The 22,071-nt window shown below is 59.9% G+C and carries 8 protein-coding genes; 5 read left to right on the forward strand and 3 right to left on the reverse strand.

Features of this window, described 5'->3' with window-relative positions; genetic code table 11:
- The first annotated feature begins 13 nt into the window (after positions 1–13).
- The 5 genes from O3303_RS14170 (at position 14) to O3303_RS14190 (ending at position 6,575) form a co-directional block, all read left to right on the forward strand.
- Positions 14–1,816 carry a hydroxysqualene dehydroxylase gene (locus O3303_RS14170; protein WP_269559051.1) on the forward strand — a complete coding sequence of 601 codons (1,803 nt, stop codon included), beginning with the start codon at positions 14–16 and terminating at the stop codon, positions 1,814–1,816.
- On the forward strand, positions 1,813–2,508 hold the full coding sequence (locus tag O3303_RS14175) for a DUF6989 domain-containing protein (protein ID WP_269559052.1): 696 nt from the start codon (positions 1,813–1,815) through the stop codon (positions 2,506–2,508). The genes O3303_RS14170 and O3303_RS14175 overlap by 4 nt, the downstream gene beginning before the upstream one ends.
- Before the next feature lie 88 nt (positions 2,509–2,596).
- Positions 2,597–4,027 carry a sensor histidine kinase gene (locus O3303_RS14180; RefSeq protein WP_269559053.1) on the forward strand — a complete coding sequence of 477 codons (1,431 nt, stop codon included), beginning with the start codon at positions 2,597–2,599 and terminating at the stop codon, positions 4,025–4,027.
- Positions 4,028–4,146: 119 nt separating this feature from the next.
- Entirely contained in the window at positions 4,147–6,144 is a 1,998-nt protein-coding gene (locus O3303_RS14185) for a response regulator (RefSeq protein WP_269559054.1), read from the forward strand.
- A gap of 224 nt (positions 6,145–6,368) precedes the next feature.
- Complete coding sequence (locus tag O3303_RS14190; protein ID WP_269559055.1) at positions 6,369–6,575, forward strand: hypothetical protein; 207 nt, start codon at positions 6,369–6,371, stop codon at positions 6,573–6,575.
- A gap of 334 nt (positions 6,576–6,909) precedes the next feature.
- Here O3303_RS14190 and O3303_RS14195 read toward each other — a convergent pair whose 3' ends face one another.
- The 3 genes from O3303_RS14195 to O3303_RS14205 all read right to left on the reverse strand — a co-directional run bounded on the left by O3303_RS14195 (position 6,910) and on the right by O3303_RS14205 (position 21,735).
- Positions 6,910–7,911 carry an NAD(P)/FAD-dependent oxidoreductase gene (locus O3303_RS14195; protein ID WP_269559056.1) on the reverse strand — a complete coding sequence of 334 codons (1,002 nt, stop codon included), beginning with the start codon at positions 7,909–7,911 and terminating at the stop codon, positions 6,910–6,912.
- Between the two features lie 254 nt (positions 7,912–8,165).
- Positions 8,166–13,331 carry a beta strand repeat-containing protein gene (locus O3303_RS14200; protein ID WP_269559057.1) on the reverse strand — a complete coding sequence of 1,722 codons (5,166 nt, stop codon included), beginning with the start codon at positions 13,329–13,331 and terminating at the stop codon, positions 8,166–8,168.
- 1,246 nt (positions 13,332–14,577) lie between these two features.
- Positions 14,578–21,735 carry a T9SS type A sorting domain-containing protein gene (locus O3303_RS14205; protein ID WP_269559058.1) on the reverse strand — a complete coding sequence of 2,386 codons (7,158 nt, stop codon included), beginning with the start codon at positions 21,733–21,735 and terminating at the stop codon, positions 14,578–14,580.
- Positions 21,736–22,071: the final 336 nt, after the last annotated feature.

Consider the following 22,071-nt stretch of genomic DNA (forward strand, 5'->3'; position numbering starts at 1 on the left):
TCAGTGGAAAGCCATGCCGAAAAAGGTTGTCATTCTGGGAGGAGGCGTTGCGGGCATGAGTGCCGCGCACGAGCTGATTGAGCGCGGCTTTGCCGTGGAGATTTACGAGAGGCAGCCGCACTACGTGGGCGGCAAGGCCCGCAGCGTGGACGTGCCCGACAGCGCCACGCCCGGCCACCAACCGCTGCCCGGCGAGCATGGCTTCCGGTTCTTCCCCGGCTTCTACCGCCACATCACCGACACCATGAAGCGCATTCCCTACGGCCAGAACCGGCAAGGCGTGTTCGACAACCTGGTGCCCACCCAGCGCGTGATGATGGCCCGCACCGGCAAGCCGCCCGTGGCGGCCCCCGTCAACTTCCCCAAAACCCGCGCCGACTGGCAGGCCCTGCTCGACGGCCTGCTGCACGCCGATACCGGCCTGACCGATGCGGACAAAAAGCTGTTTGCCGACCGGGTGTGGCAGCTGCTGACCAGCAGCTACGAGCGGCGCCAGCAGAGCTACGAGCGGGTGGCGTGGTGGCAGTACATGAGCACCGACCAGCAGTGCGGCACCCGCCAGCCCTGCCCCTACGAGCTGTACTGCGTGGGCGGCCTCACCCACTCGCTGGTAGCGGCCCAGCCCCAGCTTATGAGCACCAAAACCGGCGGCGACATTCTGCTGCAGCTGCTGCTGCTGATGGCCAACCCCGGCGCCCACACCGACCGGGTGCTGAACGGCCCCACCAACGACGTGTGGCTGAACCCGTGGCTGCAGTACCTGAAAAGCAAGGGCGTGGTGTATCATCACAACCAGCTCACCACGGCCCTGCACTGCGACCCCGCCACGCGCCTGATCAGCGGGGCGACGTTGCTGGACCTGGAGACGCACCAGACCCGCACCGTGCAGGCCGACTACTACCTGGCGGCCGTGCCGCTGGAGCGCATGGCCAAGCTCATCAGCCCCGATATGGTGAAGCTGGACCCCACGCTGGGCTTTGTGGAGCACCTGAGCAACCCGCACCTGCACACGCTGAACTGGATGAACGGCGTGCAGTTCTACCTGCGCGAAGACGTGCAGCTCACCAAAGGGCACGTCATCTGCATCGATTCGCCGTGGGCCATTACCGTCATTTCGCAGCCGCAGTTCTGGCCCGGCTTCCCGATGAGCGGCTACGGCGACGGGCAGGCCAAAGGGCTGCTGTCGGTGGACGTATCGAACTGGTTTGCTGAGGGCGTGCTCGACTGGCCCCTCGAAGACGGCACCACCGGCCGCAAGCAGGCCTGCGACTGTACCTTGGATGAAATAGTGAAGGAAGTGTGGGCCCAGCTGGAGCAGAGCCTGAACACGCCCGGCCTGCCGCCCCTGCTCGGCCCCGACCTGCTCCTGCGCGCTTACGTGGATGCCGACATCCGGCCGGAGCGGCTGAGCGCGCCGGCGCAGGCCCTGGACGTGCCCACCCGCTCGGGCCACAACGACGAGCCGCTGCTGGTGAACACCGCCAACTCGTGGAGCCTTCGACCGGAAGCCAGCACCGGCATTGCCAACCTGTTTCTGGCTGCCGACTACGTGCGCACCAACACCGACTTGGCCACCATGGAAGGTGCCAACGAGGCCGCCCGACGGGCCGTGAACGGCATTATTGCCGCCAGCGGCGCCAAGGTGCCCACCTGCCGCATCTGGGAGTTGCACGAGCCCGGCGTGCTGGCCGTGCTCCGCTGGCTGGACCGCCGCCGCTTCGCCCAGGGCCTGCCCTGGACCAACGAAGTGCCCTGGCTGGGCCGGGCGCTGCACCGCCTCAACTACCTGTTCCACCAGTTTCGCCGCTTCAAATGAGCACCACCTCTACCCTCCTTCCCGCCCCTGCCCCGTCCCGCGCCACGCAGTATCGCCTGCCCGTGATGCTGGGCCTGATGACGCTGGGCATCCTGGCCCTCATCCACGACAGCCTCACGGGCCTGGGCTGGACCACGGCGGCCCGCTGGGGCTACTCGCTCACGGCCGCCTACGCCCTCTACGCCCTCTGGGCCCGCGACGTGGTGGTGGCCCGGCTGCTGGGCTTTGCTTTGGCGGCCGGCCTGGCTGAGCTACCCGCCGATGCTTACCTGGTGCACGCTACCAACACGCTGGTGTACCCGCAACCGGAGCCGATGCTGTGGGCGTCGCCGGTGTATATGCCCTTCAGCTGGGCCGTGGTGCTCACCCAGATTGGGTTTGTGGCCTGGCTGCTGCTGCCGCGGCTGGGGCCGTGGCGCACCGGCCTGCTGCTGGTGCCCGTCAGCGGGGTGCTCATTCCGCTGTATGAGAAGTGGGCCATTAGCGCCGGCTGGTGGCAGTATCAGGGAGCACCCAGCTGGCACGGGGTACCCTACTATATTTTCCTGGCCGAGGCGCTGCTGATGCTGCCGGTGCCGTGGCTGCTGCTGCACGCCGTGGGCCGGGGTGGCCGCTGGCTCCTGCTGGCCGGCCTGGCCGAGGGCGTAGTGATGCTGCTGGCCTGCCTGATAGCCTTCACGCTGCTGGGGTAGGCCTAGCGCACAGCCCACGGGCTTTCTGTATCTTCCCCGCCTCCAGTTCTTCCTGCTTCTACACGTGCGGGCCGCCGGCCGCCTCTTCATGGATCGAATTACCTCCTACTTTATGCCGGCGGGCTTCGTCGGCACCCCGGACCAGACCCGGCAGGCGCGCATCATCACCAACACGGTGCTGCTCACCAGCCTGTTCTCGTTCAACTTTCTGGTGCTGTGCTGGTGGGCCGGGTTCTGGCCGGGCATGTACCTTATGATCTTCAACGTGGTGGCCTTTCTGGTGCTGCCGTTCGGGTTTCGGCAGGGCCTGTTTTCCTACGTCACGTTCGGCTACATCTACTTGGTGGCGGGCTACCTGGGTGTGTTTCTGAACAGCATCTACCAGGGCGGCTACTTTGCGGCCACTACCAGCTGGCTGGTGCTGTGCCCGGTGTCGGCCACGTTTCTGCTGGGTAGGCGGGCGGGCATCATCTTCTTTGTGGTGTCGCTGCTGAGCGTGGTGGGGCTCTGGGAGCTGGAGCGGCGCGGCATCCATCTGCCCAGCACGGTGCCGCCCGAGCACCGCCTGTTCTGGAGCCTCGACATCCTGGGCGGGCTGATGCTGATTCTGCTGGTGGTGTCGGTGGTGTTCGACCAGATCAACCAGAACACCCTGCGCCAACTCACCGAAAACAACGACCTGCTTTCCTTACGCACCAGCCAGCTGGAACAGTCGCTGAACGAGCTGCGCGCCACCCAGGCCATGCTGGTCCACAGCGAGAAGATGGCCAGCCTCGGGGAGCTGACGGCCGGCATTGCCCACGAGATTCAGAACCCGATGAACTTCGTCAACAACTTCTCGGAGGTGAGCTGCGAGCTGCTGCAGGAGCTGCCGCCGGCCATGTTTACGGCGTTGCCGGCCGCCCAGCAGGCCCTGGTGCAGGGCACACTCGAAACGCTGGGCCGCAACCTGGCCCGCATCACGCGCCACGGCCAGCGCGTGGATGGCATCGTGCGCAGCATGCTGCAGCACGCCCACACCGGCCCCCGCGAGCGGCAACTCACCGACCTCAACCACCTGGCCACCGAGTACCTCAACCTGGCCTACTCCAGCCTGCGCGCCAAAGACCCGGCCTTCCACGCCGCCCTGCACACCGACCTGGCACCCGACCTGGGCCTAGCCAACGTGGTGGCGCCCGACATCGGCCGGGTGCTGCTGAATCTGTTCAACAATGCCCTCTACGCCCTACAGGAGCAGCGGCACCGGCAGCCGGCCGGCTACCTGCCCAGCCTCACGGTGAGCACGCGCCGGATGGGAACGGAGGTGGAAATACGGGTGCGCGACAACGGCTGCGGCATGCCCGAGGAAGTACGCCAGAAGGTATTTCAGCCCTTTTTCACCACCAAGCCCGCCGGCACCGGCACCGGCCTCGGCCTCTCCCTCTCCCACGATATTGTAGTAAAAGGCCACGGCGGGCGTTTTCTCGTGGATTCCCAGCCCGGCCAGGGCACCGAATTTCAACTCTGGCTACCGGTTTAGGGATTAGGTGGTGGTTGTCAGTTGCTGGTTATCAGTTGTCAGCGCCTAACTGAAGCAAACCACCCCAGCACTAACAACTGACAACTAAGCCCTGACCACTACGCACCAAGCACTAAGATATGGCTACCAAAATCCTGGTTGTTGATGATGAAGAAGACGTGGCCGACCTGCTGGGCCAGCGTTTTCGGCATAAGATTAAGGACGGCACTTACGACTTCCGCTTCGCCGAAAGCGGGCAGCAGGCCCTGACGCTGATGCAGAACGAGCCCGACTTCGACGTGCTGCTGCTCGACATCAATATGCCCGATATCAACGGCCTGACCCTGCTCAGCCGCCTGCCCGAGCTGATGCCCCTGAGCCGGGCCGTCATCGTGTCGGCCTACGGCGACATGGACAACATCCGGACGGCCATGAACCGCGGCGCTTTCGACTTCGTGTGCAAGCCCATCAATTTTCTGGACCTGGATGCCACCATCGAGAAAACCGCCCAGCACGTGCAGCAACTGCGCGAGGCGGCTCAGGTGAAGATGATGGCCGAGCTCAAAACCCACTTCTTCGACAACATCACCCATGAGTTTCGCACGCCGCTCACCCTGATTCTGGCCCCGGTAGCCGGCCTGCTGCAGCTCCCCGACCTGCCCGAAAGCCTGCGCCCCGACCTGCTGACCGTGGAGCGCAACGCCCGCCAGCTGCTCTACCTCATCAACCAGCTGCTGGAACTGGCCCGCCTGGAGGCCGGGCAGCTGCGCGTGGCCCTGCAGCCCGGCCTGCTCAGCGACTACCTGCGGGAGCTGGTGGATGGCTTTCAGGCCCTGGCCCGGCAGCGCGGCATCACGCTCACCTACGCCGCCGAGCTGCCCGGCACCTGGCTCTACGATGCTGAAAAAGTGGCCCACATTGCCTACAACCTGCTGGCCAACGCCCTCAAGTTTATGCCCCCGCTGCTAGCCTCGCCGGCTGCCCCTGATGCCCGCCGCCAAGTAACGGTGCACCTCAGCGGCGGCCCCGAGCGGATGCGCCTGGCCGTGGCCGATACCGGCGTGGGCATTTCGGCCGCCAACCTGCCGCGCATCTTCGACCGGTTTTACCAGGCGGCGCCCGGCGCCACGCAGCTGCCGGTCGGCTCGGGCATTGGCTTGGCGCTGGTGCGGGAACTGACCACGCTCATGGGCGGGCAGGTGAGCGTGCAGAGCACCACCACCCCGCCCACGGGCACCACCTTTGTGGTGGAGCTGCCGCTGCAGCCGGCCCTGCCCAGCGAGCCGGCCACCCCGGGCACCACCGCGCCCGACTGGCTGCCGGCCCCCATGCCGGTGCCCCCGGCCCCCGACCTGCCTTCCGACCACGCCCCCGACTCGCCGCTGATTGTGCTGATTGAGGACAACGAGGAACTGCGCACCTACCTGGCCCGGCAGCTGGCCCCCCTGTACCGGGTGCTGGCCGCCGCCAACGGCGCCGAGGGCTGGCAGCTGATTCAGCAGGAGCTGCCCGACGTGGTGGTGTCGGACGTGATGATGCCCGAGCTGGACGGCTACGAGCTGACCTACCGCATCAAGAACACGCCCGCCACCGACCACGTGGCCGTGGTGCTGCTCACGGCCCAGGGCACCCACAGCCAGCGCCTCACCGGCCTGCGCCAGGGCGCTGACGAGTACCTGACCAAGCCGTTTCATCTGGAGGAGCTGGTGCTGCGGCTCCACAACATTCTGGTGCGGCAGCAGCGCCTGCGCACGCTCTATGGCCAGCAGCTGAGCCGGCCCGAACTCTCGCAGCCCACCGAAACGGTGCAGAACGGCTGGCTGCGCAGCCTGTATGAGGTGCTGGAAAAACACCTCGACGACCCGGAGCTGAACGTAGAGCGCCTGGCCGACCAGCTGGCCATGAGCCGCAAGACGCTGCTGCGCAAAGTGCAGGCCCTCACCCATCTGGCTCCCAGCGAGCTGATCCAGCAGTACCGCCTGCGCAAAGCCGCCGACCTACTCCGCGCCGGCCACTCAGTCGCCGACACGGCCTATGCCGTGGGCTTCAACACCCCGGCCTACTTCGGGCAGTGCTTCAAAGACCTCTACCAGCTCACGCCCAGCGAATTCAGCACCGCACCCATACCGCAGCCCTAATGCCGGCCCGACGGCATTAGGCTTGTCTCTCGGCTTTATCTTCCTGATTTACAAGCATTAATCGGCCCAACGGCGACTCCTGGCAGGAGTTACCGCGGGGCCTTCCGTTGAGACGTCCCCGGATTGAGCGTTTTTGTCTCAAATGTGAGCGTCGGGCCCTGCGCAAAAAGGCACCTTTGTCATGTTCTCTGCCGCTCGCTTCTTCTCCACCTCAGTTGCACATCATGATGACTTCTGACCGACACCTACTCTCCGTCTATCAAATGGCCTGGCAAATGGCCCCACGCCGGGTCCGCCGTACGCCTGCCCGCCCGGTTCCACCTTTCCCCAGCATCATTGACAGCAGCACGCCCGAGCCGCTGCGGCCCGTCATCAACTTCGACAAGCCTATTTTCCCCGACTCACCCCGCATTGTTGGGCGAGGCTATTAGGCAACCGTTCTTCCCCTACCCCGCTACCGCTCTTTCTGCGCTCTGAAAACAACGCTTACGCTGCTATATTCCGTATTCGCTACCACACCGTATCTGCTGGCTTCCCCCTGGCCCTGGCCTGCGCCGGCAGATACGGTTGTTCATCTACCCACTTATCAATTGCAGCCGACTGCACCGGAGACGTCTCCGTGGCAGTCGGCTGTTATTCTTTTACCCACTGGCGGCCATTCTCGCTGCCGCTGCCGGCAGTCCTATTGACTTAAGCTAGAGAGAGCAGTATAGCAGCGGAAAGCGCGAGAAGACCGTGCCCCGCCCTGCTTGGACCTGTCGCCCGTTACTTCGGGCACTCCTCGCGGGTGAGCTGCTCGTTGAGGCAGATAGCAGCCTGCGCGCCCTGCGCGGCAGCGAGAATGGCCTGTTGCGTGCCAGGAGTCGTGTCGCCGGCTCCGTAGATGCCCGGCTGCGAGGTCTGGTTGTTTTTATCGACCCACACGGCGCCTTTGCTGGTGAGGCGGCAGCCGGTCTGCTCGGCCAGCGCAGTGCGTTGGTGCTGATGGGCATGCAGGAACAGGGCCCGGCGGGCCAGCACCTCGCCCCCCTCAAACACCACCTGCACGCTATCCTTGGGGCCGGCTTCCAGCCGCATTATCGGTTCTTCCCGCACCTGGATGCCCTGCAGCCGCAGCCGACGGCGGGCGTTGGCCGTGAGGTTACCGGGGCCATCGGTGCAGACAATTACGTCGCGGCTCCAGCGGCTCACCAACAGCGCCAACCCGGTTACGACTTTGCCCTGCCCATGCACGGCCAGCGGCTGGTCGCGCACTTCCCAGCCGTGGCAGTATGGGCAGTGCAGTACGCCGGTGCCCCACAACTCGCGCATGCCATCCAGCGGCGGCAGCTCGTCCTCCACGCCGGTGGCCAGCAGAATCTTGCGCGCCGTAAATGTGCGGCTGCGGCCGGTTTCGCCTTCGGCAGTCAGCTCGAAGTGCCGCCCCTGGCGCGTTATGGCCGTTACCCGCTCCGTCCGGACTTCCACGCTGGTGTAGCGCTCCAGCTCGCGCAGGCCCAGCTCCAGGAGTTGGGCGGGCTTGGTACCGTCGCGGGTGAGGAAGCCCTGCACGGCCGGCGAGGGCGCATTGCGCGGGGCACCCCCATCACAGACCAGCACGCGGCGCAAACAGCGCCCGAGCACCAGCGCGGCACTCAGGCCCGCACTTCCTGCTCCAATTATCACCACGTCGAAATCCGGCACCGGTCCGGCAGCAGGACGGTGACGGCGGGGCCGGGCAGTAGGGGACGGAATAGCAGAAGTAGCAGCAGTGGAAATGGCAGGCATGAGCAGGAATTCAAGGCGTGAGATTCCTAATACCGTATTCCGGCTATATGGTTGGCCGGCGGCGCATCTGCCCGGCCGTTGGCGCGGTAGCTGGCTGATTATCGGCCGGAAAAATCTCAAGTCAGCTTACCCCTGCCAGCCTGAATACCGCTCCGCCCCTGCCGGATTCGAGGAAGCCTTGCGCAGGATTACGGCAAACAAAAAGCCCTCCTCTGTTGCCAGAGGAGGGCTTGCTTATCGGTGGCCGCAGCCGCTTACTTCTTGATCAGACGCTGATTCAGGCTCAGGCCATTGCCGCGCACCAGCACGAGGTAGGTGCCGGCTGGCAGTGACTCTATGTCAAGCTTTTTATTCACACCACCTTGCACGTCATACGTGCCCATGATGCGGCCCGTGGCGTCGAGCAATGTAGCTTGGTAAGCGCCTTGCGGCAGCGTTGCCAGGTCCAGCGTTGCGGTGCGGTCCTGGGTGGTAGCTGGGTTCGGGAACACACCCAACGTCACGGCAGTGCCGGCCGTAGCCGCGAAGCGCACCGTGCGCACTGGGCTGTAGCTGGCCGTGCCGTCCGTGTCCACCTGCTGCAGGCGATAGTACACGACACCCGTCCGCTGGGCCCCGATGTTGGTATCGGTGAAGCTGTAGCTGGTCGTCTGGCTGGTGGTGCCGCGGCCCTGCACCTGCCCGATCCGCTCGAAGCGGCCGCCATCGAAGCTGCGCTCCACGTCGAAGTGGTCGTTGTTCTGCTCCGATGCTGTGCTCCAGGTCAGCAAAGCATTGGCGTTGCTCGCCGCTACTTCGAAAGCTTTCAGCTCTACGGGCAGAGGGTTAGCAGTTACGGCAATATTACCGGAGAACTCCGACGTGTTTCCAACAGCTATACCATTAACCAACGTGGTGCTCAAAACCGTAGCCGTGGCGGTTATACGAGCGTTGGCGCCATTGAGGGCCAGTTGCTGTGCGGCAGTCAGGCTTGAGAGTGGAATAGTGAAGGAGAAGCGACGAGCGTTGGTTTCGCTGCCTTGATTGATTTCACCAGGGAAGCCAGAGAAGGAGTAGTTACTTACTTTGTTATCAGCATCATCGGCAGTGCCCTCAGTGCGGGATGCTATGTATGTGAGGCCTTCACCAAAAGTAGCGGTCTGTACATCTGCCACAAAGAACTCTACCACCGCGTTGGCGGGAGCATATCCTAGCATACGCAGGCTGGTACCATCCTTGGAAAGCTGAGTGATGACCGGGAAGTTGAGGATGCCATTTGCGCCAGTAGCGGCAGTTTTACCGTCGGCATTAAGGTTGGTATCATCTCCGTTAAATCCTGTTCCGCCAGTCAGATCGATGCCCAGGTCACCAGCATCATTGTGGCCACTGAATGAGTTTTGCGAGAAGCGGTTGCCAGAGGTTCCGCTGTTCGCAATAATGCCATCAGAATCGTTGCCGGTAATGGTGTTGGTCAAAAACAGATTGTCCTGGCCGAAGCGAATCCGAATGCCAGCATTGTTTAGCGTGGCGGCCCCGCCACCGTTGCCGCTGATCGTATTGAGCTCAAAGCGGTTGCCGGTGTTCGTTACGGCCGTGCCAGTCGACGTACCCAGTGTTATAGCAGAACCTGCATTGTTGCTAAGCGTGTTGCCGGTTATCGTGTTGTTGGTAGCACCTTCCAGCACAATGCCGAATCCATCGGTAGCCGTGACACCGGCTGCAGTTGCGGTAGAAGTACCATTGCGCAGGATGCTGTTAGTAATGGATACTCCCGTCACGCCATTCTCCAGGCGCACTCCGGCGGTGGCATTGTCGTAGGCCGTTATATTGTTCACGATAGAACCAGTAGCAGCAGCTCCGCTCAGCGTGATGGCCGCTCCCTGTGATACATCACCAGTTGTGGAAACACCCGTGCCCTTGGCTCCTGTCAGACCTATGCTTACAAAGCGGGTATTAGCCGCCGTCGTTTCCAGACCACCGAATGAGGCAAAGTTGATCGTCACTTCTGGTCCTGTAGTCGTACCAGCTACTGCAGCTACCTTTTCACCTGTGATAATCCGGCCGCCATTTATTACAGTATTGGCATCCGTAATTATTGGCAGAGTCGATGCCAAAGTGATAGTAAAGCCTGTGGTAGCATTGTAACCGCTGGCAGCTGCCACCCCGGCACGCAGACCGTTGCCGGTTGTAGTGCCATCAGGAAGCATAAAGTTGGCAAACTCGCGGCCAGCTGCAGCCCCCTGGAAAGTGTCATCCTGATCGAGGGTAGTATTCGGCAACGCGTTGCTGTTGCTGATAAACTGCCGCAACGAGCCGGCGCCGGCATCGTTGGTATTCGTTACCGTATTGAAGTTGAAGCCAAAGTCAACAGCCGTTACAGCGGCCGGCGTGCTGGCTATCGTCACCGTCGTGATGGACTGCGGCGTGAGCGTACCAGTCGTCAGGGCGGCCAGCGTTTGGGCACCGGTGTTGGCGGCGGCATCCTGCTTGGCAGGTGCCTCGCCGCCTACGCGGTTCACGTCGTCTGTTACACCGTTGCGTACGAAGGTTTGCACAGGCAGCAGGCCTGCCACGTTACCGGTATTCCGTACCGACGAAACTGTGCTGTTTACTACGCGCACCGTGTAGCTACCAGTTGGCACACCCGTAAAAGTATAAGTGCCGTTGGTGGTACTCGTGGCGGTTGCAGTAATGCCAATCACGGGCAGGCCCGTAGCATTATCGTACAGTTCCACGGTAGCGCCGTTCCGCCCAATGACGTTGTTGGCGAAGCCCGAACCCGTGGCCGACGAGTTGGCCGTACTAAAATTGCGGCCTGCGCCACCACCGTAGTTTACATCCTCGAAGATGGTACCGCTAATGGTAGTGGTAGCTGCTACCGGAATAGTATAAGTAGCTGGCTCGTTGGAACGCTGTGGCGTGTTATCCACAGCATGGAAAGTAAACGTAGCGTTGCCAACGAAGCCTGCTGTCGGATTGAACTGCAACTGCGCGGCCTGCGCGGCCGTGATCTGCTGGCCGGCCGTTACGAGCGTGCCGTTTAGCGAAAGCACGCCCTGCTCTGCCGTTGGCAGCGTGGCAATGATGTAGTTATCAACAGTACCATCGGCATCAGAGCCGGCCAGTGAGGCAATGGCCGTAGGACCAAAGCTGTTTGGAATAGCAGGCGAATTGGTGACGTTGAGCGCTACCGGCGGCAGGTTGGAACGACCGGCGCACAGAATAGCATTGGGCACCACCTGTTTGGCGATGGTGGTACCGTCTTCAGCTGTGCCGGCATACGAGAACGTGAAGACGTTGCCGCCGCCGTTTTCAGAGAAGAACAGCAGCACGTTGTGCAAGCCAGCCGACAGCCGGACTGTGACGGATGTCACCTCAACGTTGCCGTGCAGGCCGCCGTTGTTTACCAGGGCCGTAGCTGCGGTAGGCGTGTTGTTGGTAGGCAGGGCCGCGCCGTCAATCCACAGGTAAGAGGCATCGTCGGAGCTGGTGTAGAAGGTGTAGACACCCGCTTTCGCCAGGAAGATGCTACCCCGGTAGCGAGAGCTATAGGTATTGTAGTCCGTTGCCGAGCCGCTGGCCGGCGGGATGATATTACCCCAGCTAGCGCCATTATCTGTAAAGTTGAGCTGGGCGTCAATCCGTTTGATACTGTTGCCGGTGCCCGCCCGCGTCACAAAATACGCGAGGTCGTCGCCGGTGGAATTGGCGTTCGTGCTGAACGTGCCCGCCACATAGTCAGCCGACAGGCCACTATAGGAGTTCACGCCATCGAAATACGATACCGCGCAATTAGTCGGAGCCGGGTTCTGCACCGGAATGGAGTAAGTAGCCGTAGCACTTTCGGCGCCGTTGTTGTCGATAGCCGTAAACGTGAAGCTGGCTATGCCCAACTGCCCGCTGGCCGGTGTGTAGCGCAGTAAGTTCAACTGATTGGCCGGGACACTGGTAACGCCGGCTACGACTGGCGCACCGTTGAAGCTCAGCGTGCCGGTGGCCGGCAACGACTTAATCGAAAACGAAGCTACCGTACCATCGGCATCCGTGCCCGAGAGTGAAGGCGACAATACCGTAGCGCCGGCCGTGTTGGACAGGATTACGTTGGTGGCGCTAATTGCTACCGGCGGCTGGTTGCTTATTGTGAGGGTATAAGTGGCCGGGGTGGCATCCGAAATATTGAAGTCGTCGGTGGCCGTATACTGGAAAGTTACGTTGCCTACGTACGTGCCCGACGGATCAAAAGTCAGCTGCGTAACCTGTGTTGGCGTCAGCACCAGATTAGGGAAGTTGGTGGTGTTCAGCACTACGCCGTTGACGTAAAACGTACCCTGCGATACTGGGGGCAGCGTGCTGGTAATGCGGTAAGACGCAATGGTGGAATTACCGTTCGGGTCAGTGGCGGTAAGGGGGGCAATGCCTGTCTGGCCGCTGCTTACGGAGATGGCAGGAGTCACCGTCACATTATTCGCTACGGGCGGCTGGTTCTGCACCGTCGTGACGTTGGCGTTGGCTGCAGTGCCGTTGTTGTTAGTCACATCAGCATCGAGGCCAGTAGTTGTACTCTTCGCCTGGCCGGTTACGCTGCCTGTAGCAGGCATCGTAAACCGGATAACGCTCGCACGGCTGCCGCCTGGCGCCAGTGTTCCGATGGCGGGCAGCGTAAGCAGGCCGGTAACAGTATTGTACTGCGTTCCGGCAGTGGTGCCATCAATAGTTACGTTAAGCAGACCAGGAACCAGCTGCACGGTGGAGTTTACACCCGCTGCATCAATATTTCCCTGGTTGGTGGTAGTGGCTGTGTAAGCAACGGTACCGCCAGCCTGCGCGTAAGCCGGGCCCGTGAGCGTAGTCGACAAGTCTACAACCGCACACCACACCATGGATGGAATACCAATGGTCTGCAGGCGAAGGTTGCCGGCCGTGTAGTTCTGCGTGTTGCGGTAGATGATTTCCAGGCGGGAAATAGCAATGCCGGCCGGATAAGTTAGCACAACCGTACCTCCCGGGCCACTGTTGGCAGTAGTTCCTTCAATCGTATTCGTGCCGGCAACAAAAATGTTGGAGCCATTCAAGCCAAGTGCCACGTCTGCTGCTACCAGCTGATACGGTGTGGTGCTTCCCTGCGCGTAGGCGTTGAACGTAACCTCATCCACGAAGTCACTACCACCGTTGCCTAGCGTACTAATGTCGATGTCTTCCATGCTGAAGGCCAAGTTGCGTACCGGCCGGCTGAAGTTCATCTGCACTGTGGAGCGGTTATCTCCGGAAAAATTCTCATTGTCAAGCTGCCATACCAGCCCTTGCGTGGAAAGGCGGGCAGGCTGGTTGCTGATTTCAAGAATGTTGGTCTGACCAGCTGGCACAGAAGAGGCGTAGCCACTGGTGGTCACGGTGGTGTTTCCCACCGTGACGCCCGTCTGCTGCTTCCAGTTCTCCCCCACTGTACGTTCCGAGAAGTCAATGACGTTATTCTGGCCGCAGTCAGCGTTGCTAACCGGAAGCGAGAAATTAGCTACCGTCGTGTTGTTGCTGGCGCGATACGTAAAGCTGTAGTTACCGGCTGGGGCCGCCCCGTCCGGGTCATACGAGAGGGTGCCCGCATTAGCGGCAGTAACCGCAAAAGGGACGTTAGCCGTCGTGACTGCAGTCCCATTTGCTCTCAACACGCCTCTCGTGGGAACCGAGAGAATACTGTAGCCCGTGGTGGCCGTAGTTGCCGATAAAGCTTTTAGAGCCGTGATACCAAATGACTTCGGAATGATTGGCGCAGATTTGTTGACTGCCTGCGCCCAAGCTGTACTACTTGCTAAAGCCAGCCACGCCACCAAGAAGGCAGCTAAGCGTAAGGTTGTTTTCATGAAACGATGGTAAGGGTAATCTGACAAAAGGAAGAAGATCAGCTGGCACGCGGCAATTCGTACCAAGCTTGGTTTATGGGCAGAAGAAGGTTTTCTCTTTTTGGTAAACCAGGTATATAAGCCGGTCAAAAGCAGCATTCAGCCGGCTTAGACAAACCCTTTTTGAGTTGTTCGGTGTGTCAAAACAGCTTTCTACATAGCCGGAGCAGCAGCAGGTTTCCTGCTAAAAATCCTGTTACGCCTGCTCATCGACGCCCTAAACCCTTGACACAGTTGAGGAAATTACAATATCTGGCACAAAGGTAGTAAGGTAACTACACAATCAAAGGCCTTATTATCACAAGAAAGTGACAATAAGGCCTTTTGGAATATAATTACCAAAACGGGAATTAGTGTAATCCATTACCCCCTGATTCCTACGCTTGTGGGCTGAAGCTGGCCGGCCGTTCAGGTGTTTCAGCACAGGTGCCGCCGGATGCTGTACAATACGAATCGTTGGGCAAGCCATGAAAATTGCCGGGCGCACCGGACTGTAGCTATCCGTACAGGCTGCCCATATTACTACTTGCCGCAGCCGGGGTTTCCAAGCGTGCATGCGGTTGGCCGGTGCCTAGGAAGTACGGACTGCAGTAGCAGAGCAGCATGAATGGCATACCGTATCCGAACCTGGAACGAGCGGGACTGGCAGCGCACAATGTAGTGCAATAGGCGGGCTGCTTTCCTTAGCGACGCCCGCAATCCGGTAAACTGAACCCGAGCCGACAAAACGAAAAAGTCCCCTCTCCGAATGGAGAGGGGACTTTGCTATGCGGAGTAATGAACCGAAGCCTTATTCCTTAACCAAGCGCTGGTTGAACGATTCGCCGTTGCCTTTCACCAGCACCAGGTAGGTACCGGCAGGCAGGCTGGTTACGTCTATCGCCTCGTTGCGGCCACCCTGCTGCGAGAAGCTGCGGAGTACGCGGCCGGTCATGTCCACGATGCTTACTTGGTAGGCACCCTGCGGTGCGCCCGACAGATCCAGACGCGTATTCGCCAGATTGGAGGTAGGGTTGGGGTACACAGCTACGGTTGTGCGGGTAGCGATGCTGAACGTCACCGTCTGCACCGAGCTGTAGGTGCTGGTGCCATCCGTATCTACTTGGCGCAGGCGGTAGTAGGCTACCCGGCCTTTGCTGGCGGCCTGCGCATCGGTAAGGGTGTAGTTCGTGGCCGAGGACTTGGTGCCCTGACCCTTCACTTCCGCTACTACCGTAAAGCTGTTACTGTCGAGGCTGCGCTCTACCACGAAACGGTCATTGTTAATTTCCTGAGCCGTGGTCCAGGTGAGCTTGGCGTCGGCGCCTTCGGCTTTGGCCGAGAAGCTCACCAGCGTTACTGGCAGTGGCCGGGCTCCAATCGGAATCGTCACGTTCTGCGTGTTGGTACCACCGTTGATATCGGTGGTGGTAACGCTGACCGTATAGTTACCCTCGCGGAGCAACAACCGGTTCGAGACGAAGAACTGACCGGTAGTGGGGTTGATGTCGATACCTACCGCGTTGAGCGTAGACTTGTCGGCGGCCGAAATAACTGCATTCGTACCCGTGGTGGGCAGGCCGTTGCTGACACTGCCATTGGTAGCCACCAGGGCTCCGGTAGTAGTGTTGTAGATCAGGCCGGCGCTGTTGTAGCGGGCGGCATTGATATCGACCACGTAGGCCAGCACATCATTGTTCTGATAAGCGGTAGCGCCGCCTTTCGTCGGCGTGGTAGCATACGCAGAGTTATTGTCAGCTCCCACCGGAATAGTGTAGAGCGCCGTGTTCGACGTGGCCACGGTTGTAGCGTTGTCGATAGCTACGTAGCTGAAGAATACGTTGCCCACGAAATTAGCGGCGGGCAAGAACTTCAGATTAGCGGCATCGGCGGCCGACAGCACAGTGGTGGTATTTACCGGCGTACCGTTCAGTGAGAGCGTGCCCGAAGTGGGCAGGCTCGTAATGCGGTAGGTCAGCACCTGGCCGGCATCGGCATCGGTAGCGGCCAGCGGCGAAATCAGCAGCGGCGTGTTGGCCGTGTTGCCCTCGGGTGACTGAAGCTTATTGACCACGTTGTAGGCCACCGGCGCACGGTTGGTATTAGTGGTAACTGAAGCAGTATTGTTGCCGGCAGCAACGTCTACGTCCGACGTTACGGTACCAGTCAGCGTTACCGCTGCAGTAGGCATCGTGAACGATACGTAGTTGGTTACTGCATTAGCCGTACCGGGAGCCAACAGGGCAATGGTCGGGAACGTTACCACGGTATTGCCGCCCGTTACGGTCGAGGTGGCACCAGTCGGAATTACCAAGTCCGCCGGCGTGCCGGGGATGGTCACGGTCTGCACCACGTTGGTCGAGGGCGAAGTCGTGGCCACGTTGGAGGTCGTGACGGCGTAGGTTGCCTTCGAGCCCGGAGCGGCCGAAGCCGGCCCGGCAATGCTGGTCGTAGCGTTGGCCTGCGAGGTCACTGTCAGCACCGACACAGCGGTATTGTTGGTCAGCACGGCGTCAGAGGTGGCCGAGGCAATGGTGGCCACGGCATTCACCGGACCCGAGTTCGGGGCGTTGAAACTCACCGAGTAGGTACCGGCTACGGTCGTGTTGGCGGCCACTGAACTTACTGTCGGGAACGTGACGATGCCAGTGGTGGAACTGTAAGTACCGACGGTGCCAGGATACGTAACGTTGGTCAGGCCGGGTACCAGCACGATTTGCGGTACCACGTTGGCGGCCGGGTTGGTGCCGGCGTTGTTGAAGGTCGCCGTCAAGGTTACAGTTGTGCCGGGCGTAGTTGTCGAATTCGGCGAGAACGATGCCACCCGTACATCTGCCGTGGTAGCCGTAGGAGCTATTGGCGTCGTAGCGGCGCTGGCGTAGTTGTTATCCAGATTCGTGTCGAAGCTCGTCGTGCTCACCCGGGCCACGGCTGCGAGTTGGGAAACGTCAGGCATAGTCACGAGCACCTCGTTGGCCAGGCTGGCGCCGTTGGCCAGAGTGCCAGCCGTCGGGAACGTCACCAGGCCGGAAACGTTGTCGTAGGTGCCTGTGTTGCTGCCGGCCGGGAAGGCCACATTTGCGACTCCGAGTCCGGCAGGCAGCTGCAGCGTAGGTGTTACCCCCGTGGCTACCGACACGCCGTTGTTGGTCGTGCTCACGACATAGAGGACCGGAGTGCCCACTACAGCCGAAGCCGGGGCGGTTACTCTTACTACCACGTCGGCGGCCGGCGTCACCACCGTCGTTACGGCGGCCGTGTTGTTGGCCGTGTTCGTTTCGAAAGTACTGGTGCTTACCGTGGCGACGGGGCCGAAGCTAGTCATACCCGTAGGCGTGGTGAAGGTAATCGTGTTGGAGGCGCTGAAGCCCTGAGCCAGCGGTGCGGCATAGGTCAGCGTCAGCAGGCCGGTGGCAGCGTTGTAGCTGGTGGCACCGGTTGGCGTCACGCCGTTGAACTGCACGTTGGTGAGGCCGGCGGGCAATTGCACGGTTTGGATTACACCGTTAGCGTCGGCCGAGCCGTTGCTACGGGTCGTTACGGTGTAGGTCAGCAGCTGACCGGGCAGGGCCACTACCGGACCGGTAATGGTCGTAGTCACGTCAGCCGTCGGGTTCACGTCGACTTTGGTCTGGGCCAGGTTATCGGCTGGCACCAGGTCTGGGCTGGTCGTCGTGATGGTAGCGTTAGCCAGCACGAAACCCTGGGCCGGAGCCGTCAGCGTAATCGTGTAGGCCTGCGAACCGGCCGAAGCCAAGGTCGTCAGCTGAGGAAAGGTCACGACACCGGTGACTTCGTTGTAGTTGCCGCCGTTGGAAGGCGTCACGCCGCTCAGTCCGGTGGGCAACGTCACGGTCTGCACCACGGCGTTGGCCGTAGCCGGACCCGCGTTGTTGGCCGTTACGTTGAGCGTGATAGTCGCGCCAGGTGCCACATTGGTGGTCGGCGACGAGATAGTCGTGAATACGTTGACGGACGTGCCTACTGCGGCAATTGGAGTAACCGTAGGGCGTACTGTCACGCCGTTCAACTGGGCCGTATTGTTATTTGTGCCCACTGTCGGCGAGTTGAGGTCGCCGACATTGGTGCTTGTTTCTCCAGAAGTCACAATGGCAACCGGGGCAAGGCGGGCGTCGCTTGGCGATACAAAGCTGACGGTATTCACCTGGCTCTGGCCAGGCGCCAGCACACTGATAGCCGGGAACGTAACCGTAGTGGTGTTCGTGCTGCTGTTGAAGGCCGCTGTCCCGCCATTAGAAGCAAAAATACCCATGACATTGCCGCTGAACGTAACCGTCTGCACCACGTTGGAGGCCGGCGAAACCGAGCGCGGATCCGTGGCAGTAGCAACGTTGCTAGTCGTCACGGTGTAGGTCACCTCGTTGCCAGCCGTTACTGTGGCCGGGCCTGTCAGGGCGGTCGTCACATCGAAGCGGGGCGTGATAGCCGTGTTTACCACAGCCGTGTTATCAGCAGTAGTAGTTTCCGTGCCGCCCAGGCCCGAAATGTTGGCCGTTACCATCAGCGGGCTGCTGCCGGAAGCGGGGAACACCACTGCCGTAGTTACCGAGCCAGTAGAAGCGGCCAGGTTGCCAATCGGCAGGCGCAGTACGCCGGTCGTCTGGTTGTAGGTGTTGCCGTTGGCAAACGTAATAACGCCGTTGCTGAGCGTACCGTTGGCACCGCCTACCGTGAAGCCGGTGGTCGTTAGGCCGGCGGGCAGCTGCACCGTTTCTACCACGTTGGTAGCGGCTACTGTGCCAGGGTTGCTGGAAGTGACATTGTAAGTTACCGGAGCCCCGGCATCGGCCGAAGCCGGGCCAGTAAGCGTGGTGGCCAGGTTAAAGGTTGTGCCCTTCACCTCCACCGAAATGAAAGCAGTGTTCGATACAGTGCCCGAGGCGTTCTGCACAGTGTACGGGATGGTAGCTATTCCCACGAAACCAACAGCCGGCGTAAAGGTCACGTCGCCGTTGGCAGCCTTCGTGAACACACCTTGCGAAGCCGGTACGGCGGCACCCAGCGTTACAGTAGTAGCGTTGAAAGTGCCGGTTGGCGTATCGTTGGCCGTTACGGCCGTTGCACCCGTGAAAGTATAAGGCGTGCCGGGCGTAGTGGTGGCGAAGTCGTTGTTGGCAACCGGGGGCGAGGCGCTGGCGCACAGTACCGAGTTGGGCACAATCTGCTTGGCAATACCGGCCGCGGCGCTTTCATACGAGAAGGTAAGCGAATTGCCTCCTCCTTGCTCACCAAAATAAATCAGCAGGTCATGCGAACCAGCTGACAGGTTCAGTATAACGGATCTTTCAGTTGCGCCGTGTAGTCCACCGTTATTGATAGAGACATTGGCAAGTGTAGGAGCTACGGTAGCTCCATCCAGCCACAGGTAAGAGGCGTCGTCGGAGCTCAGGTAGAACGTGTAGGAGCCGGCGGTAGCGATGTTGATGCTACCACGGTAACGAGAAGTGTACTGCTCAGGATCGGAAGCCGAACCCGTAGCCGGTGGTACCAGATTGCCCCAACGATCGGACGCCGGAAAGTTCAGTGTGGCGTCGTAACGGGCCAGACCGGCCGTCTTGCCATCAAAGAAGCTCAGGTTATCGGCGAAGTAACCGGCGAAATATTCGCCATATAAACCGCTGCTGCGGGTTGGGCCGTATGGCACACCAGCACAGCCGTTGGAAGGCAGGCTAACGACTGTCGACACCCGGGCGTTGGCTTGGGTGCCGTTGTTGTTGGCTGCCGTTGGGTCGTTGGTACCCGAAGCACTAGCAGCAACACCCGTAATAGTAGTGCTGTAGTTCGGGGCCGGGAACGTAATTGCGTATGTGAGAGCACTGCCTGCCCCGCTGGCCAGGGAGGCCGTGGTTGGCAGCGTTACCACTCCCGTGTTATTATTGTAGGTAGCGCCGGTAGGCAGATTAGCTGCTACAAGCAGCAGGCCAGCTGGTAACTGCACCGTGGGAGCCACCGTGGTAGCGGCCGAAGGTCCATTATTCTGTACCCGGGCAGTGTAAGTGATGCTGGCACCAGGTGCTACAGCCGTCTGTGAAGTTGTCAGGGTCGTCACTACATCAGCGGAGGGCGTCACGCTAATATTAGCATTGGCCGAGTTCGGGGCCGTATTGGCGCCTTCATCACTGGTTGTGCTGATGGAAGCCGTGGCGCTAACTGGCCCCGTAGCCGGGGCCGTGAACGTGATGGTGGAGGCAACCGTCTGACCCACGGTCAAGGTCGTGAGGCCGGCGTAGGTAACAATGCCGGTGGTGGGGCTGTACGACCCACCGTTAGTGGCTACTACGTTGCTTAGGCCGGTAGGCAACTGCACCTGAGCTACTACACCCTGGGCTGTCACGTCTACTCCATTGTTAGTGAACGCAGCATTGAATTGCCCCTGTGCACCCGCAGTAATTGGAGAAGCCTGAGCGATAAGCGTCGTTGTTACGTCAGCCTGCGAGCACCAAGTAAAAGAGGGGAAACCTATAGTTTGCGTACGGTCAGTAGTGGCGTTAACGTAAGGAGCCGTGTTCTTGTAAATGAGGGTAAGCTTCTTTACGGCACTTGCGAACGTTACAACAACGTTACTGGTCGTCGTCGAATTGGCGACTCCGATGCCTTGTACGGTGTTAGTCCCAGCAACAAACTGATTAAGGCTGGCGGCGGTGGCCACATTAGCAGCCGTCAGAGTGATGGGGGTAGTACTTGCGTCAGTGGCAAAACCATTGAAGGTCAATTCATCGGTAAAGTTGGCGTTGGTCAGGTCCCTATCAATGTCAGTAATCGTTATAGACAGATTATTGACGGGCCGGTCGAACGTAAAAGTTACTGATGAGGTATTGGGGGTAGTGGTTGGGTTGTTACCAATGTTATTCTGCTGCCACACCAGAGATGGGCCAGGCAAGGTAAGGTTGTTGCCAATAGCAAACGTGTTGGTATTGGTACCGCTTACAGAAGACGTGAAACCGCCGCTACTAATGTTGGTGCCCGCTACGAGCACGTTGGCGTGCGTCTTCCAGTCTTCGATAGGGCTCTTGCTGAACTCAATCGGGCCTGTCAGGCCACAGGCCGCTTTGCTTACCGGGATGCCGTAGTCACTCACCTCTGATTCCACCCCGTTGCTGGTAACAGTGAAGGTGAAAATGGCGGTACCAAAGAAGTTCGTGGCTGGGCCAAAAGATAGGTTTTGTGCCTGAGTGGGAGTCAAAGACTGGCCTACAGTAATAGCTGTGGGAGTCACAATAGCGCCAGTTGCGTTACGGGTCGTGTACAACACGCCATTAGCTGTCGGCGGCAACGACTTAATCGTGAAGTTTAAGCCGGATGGAGTTGATGTCAATGGCTGCGACAAAGCTGTAATGCCAGCGTTAGGCGCAATTATAAGAGCGGTGTTATTGTCGGCTACCGGAGCTACTCGAATGGTGTAGTCCGCTTCGTTCGATGTTTCAACTACAATGTTTAAGTTATTAACCGTTCTGCCCGCATATGGAATTGTGATAACTCCAGTATAGTTAGCAGCTGGCTGAAAAACCTGGTTTATGAAATTACCGGGGTTAATCCACACATTGTTGTATACCGCTGGATCAAGAAGCACACTTTGAGTGAAGTCAGCATTAAAGAGATAGAGCTGGCCCTGCGCTGCCGTCGGCAATATCCGGTACCGAACTTGGTTAGGCTGGCTGCTAGCCAGTGTAGTAGTGAAATTCAGCGGCGCTACAATAAGCAGCCCACTGTTTATTGGTACGGTTACAGTTACGTTGTTGGCAGTAATAGCCGCCGGCCGGCTGGCCGTAGAAACCGCTTTCTGGACTTTCGCTTTGCCAATAGTGCGAGCGAGCAGTTGTGCCCGTTTTTCCACCGATACCCTCTCAGGTATTAGGGACGCTACGCGTGCCGTCTGGGCCCAGCCCACTGTCCACCCCAGGCTGGTCCAGGCCAGCAGCAGGAGTAAAAATCGTAAGGTTGTTTTCATATTCTGAAAAATAAGGAATGGTGCCGGAGGAGAGAAAAATATAGTAAGCGCTTGACTTTCACGCGTGATTCAAAAATACCGTACACATGGGAGGAAGGATTTCTTTATTCGATCAACTCCCCTTTTTACTCGGTGAATAATTGAGTGGTTAAACAGTTTCCCATAACGGGTATAAATCCCAAAATGGGGTGTCAGATTAGCATGGGTAATGGTCACGCAATAGAAGTTTCTACGAAGCGAAGGCGCCAAACGGATTGGCGCAGACCGGCATAAAAAAAAACGCTGCGTGTAAGCAGCGTTTTTTTTTATGCCGGTCTGCGCCAGCGAAATAAGCAG

The organism is Hymenobacter canadensis (assembly GCF_027359925.1).
Lineage (GTDB): Bacteria > Bacteroidota > Bacteroidia > Cytophagales > Hymenobacteraceae > Hymenobacter > Hymenobacter canadensis.

Coding starts and splice junctions, on each gene's coding strand:
- O3303_RS14170 (WP_269559051.1), top strand. CDS start 14: ATGCCGAAAAAGGTTGTCATTCTGGGAGGAGGCGTTGCGGGCATGAGT.
- O3303_RS14175 (WP_269559052.1), top strand. CDS start 1,813: ATGAGCACCACCTCTACCCTCCTTCCCGCCCCTGCCCCGTCCCGCGCC.
- O3303_RS14180 (WP_269559053.1), top strand. CDS start 2,597: ATGGATCGAATTACCTCCTACTTTATGCCGGCGGGCTTCGTCGGCACC.
- O3303_RS14185 (WP_269559054.1), top strand. CDS start 4,147: ATGGCTACCAAAATCCTGGTTGTTGATGATGAAGAAGACGTGGCCGAC.
- O3303_RS14190 (WP_269559055.1), top strand. CDS start 6,369: ATGATGACTTCTGACCGACACCTACTCTCCGTCTATCAAATGGCCTGG.
- O3303_RS14195 (WP_269559056.1), bottom strand. CDS start 7,911: ATGCCTGCCATTTCCACTGCTGCTACTTCTGCTATTCCGTCCCCTACT.
- O3303_RS14205 (WP_269559058.1), bottom strand. CDS start 21,735: ATGAAAACAACCTTACGATTTTTACTCCTGCTGCTGGCCTGGACCAGC.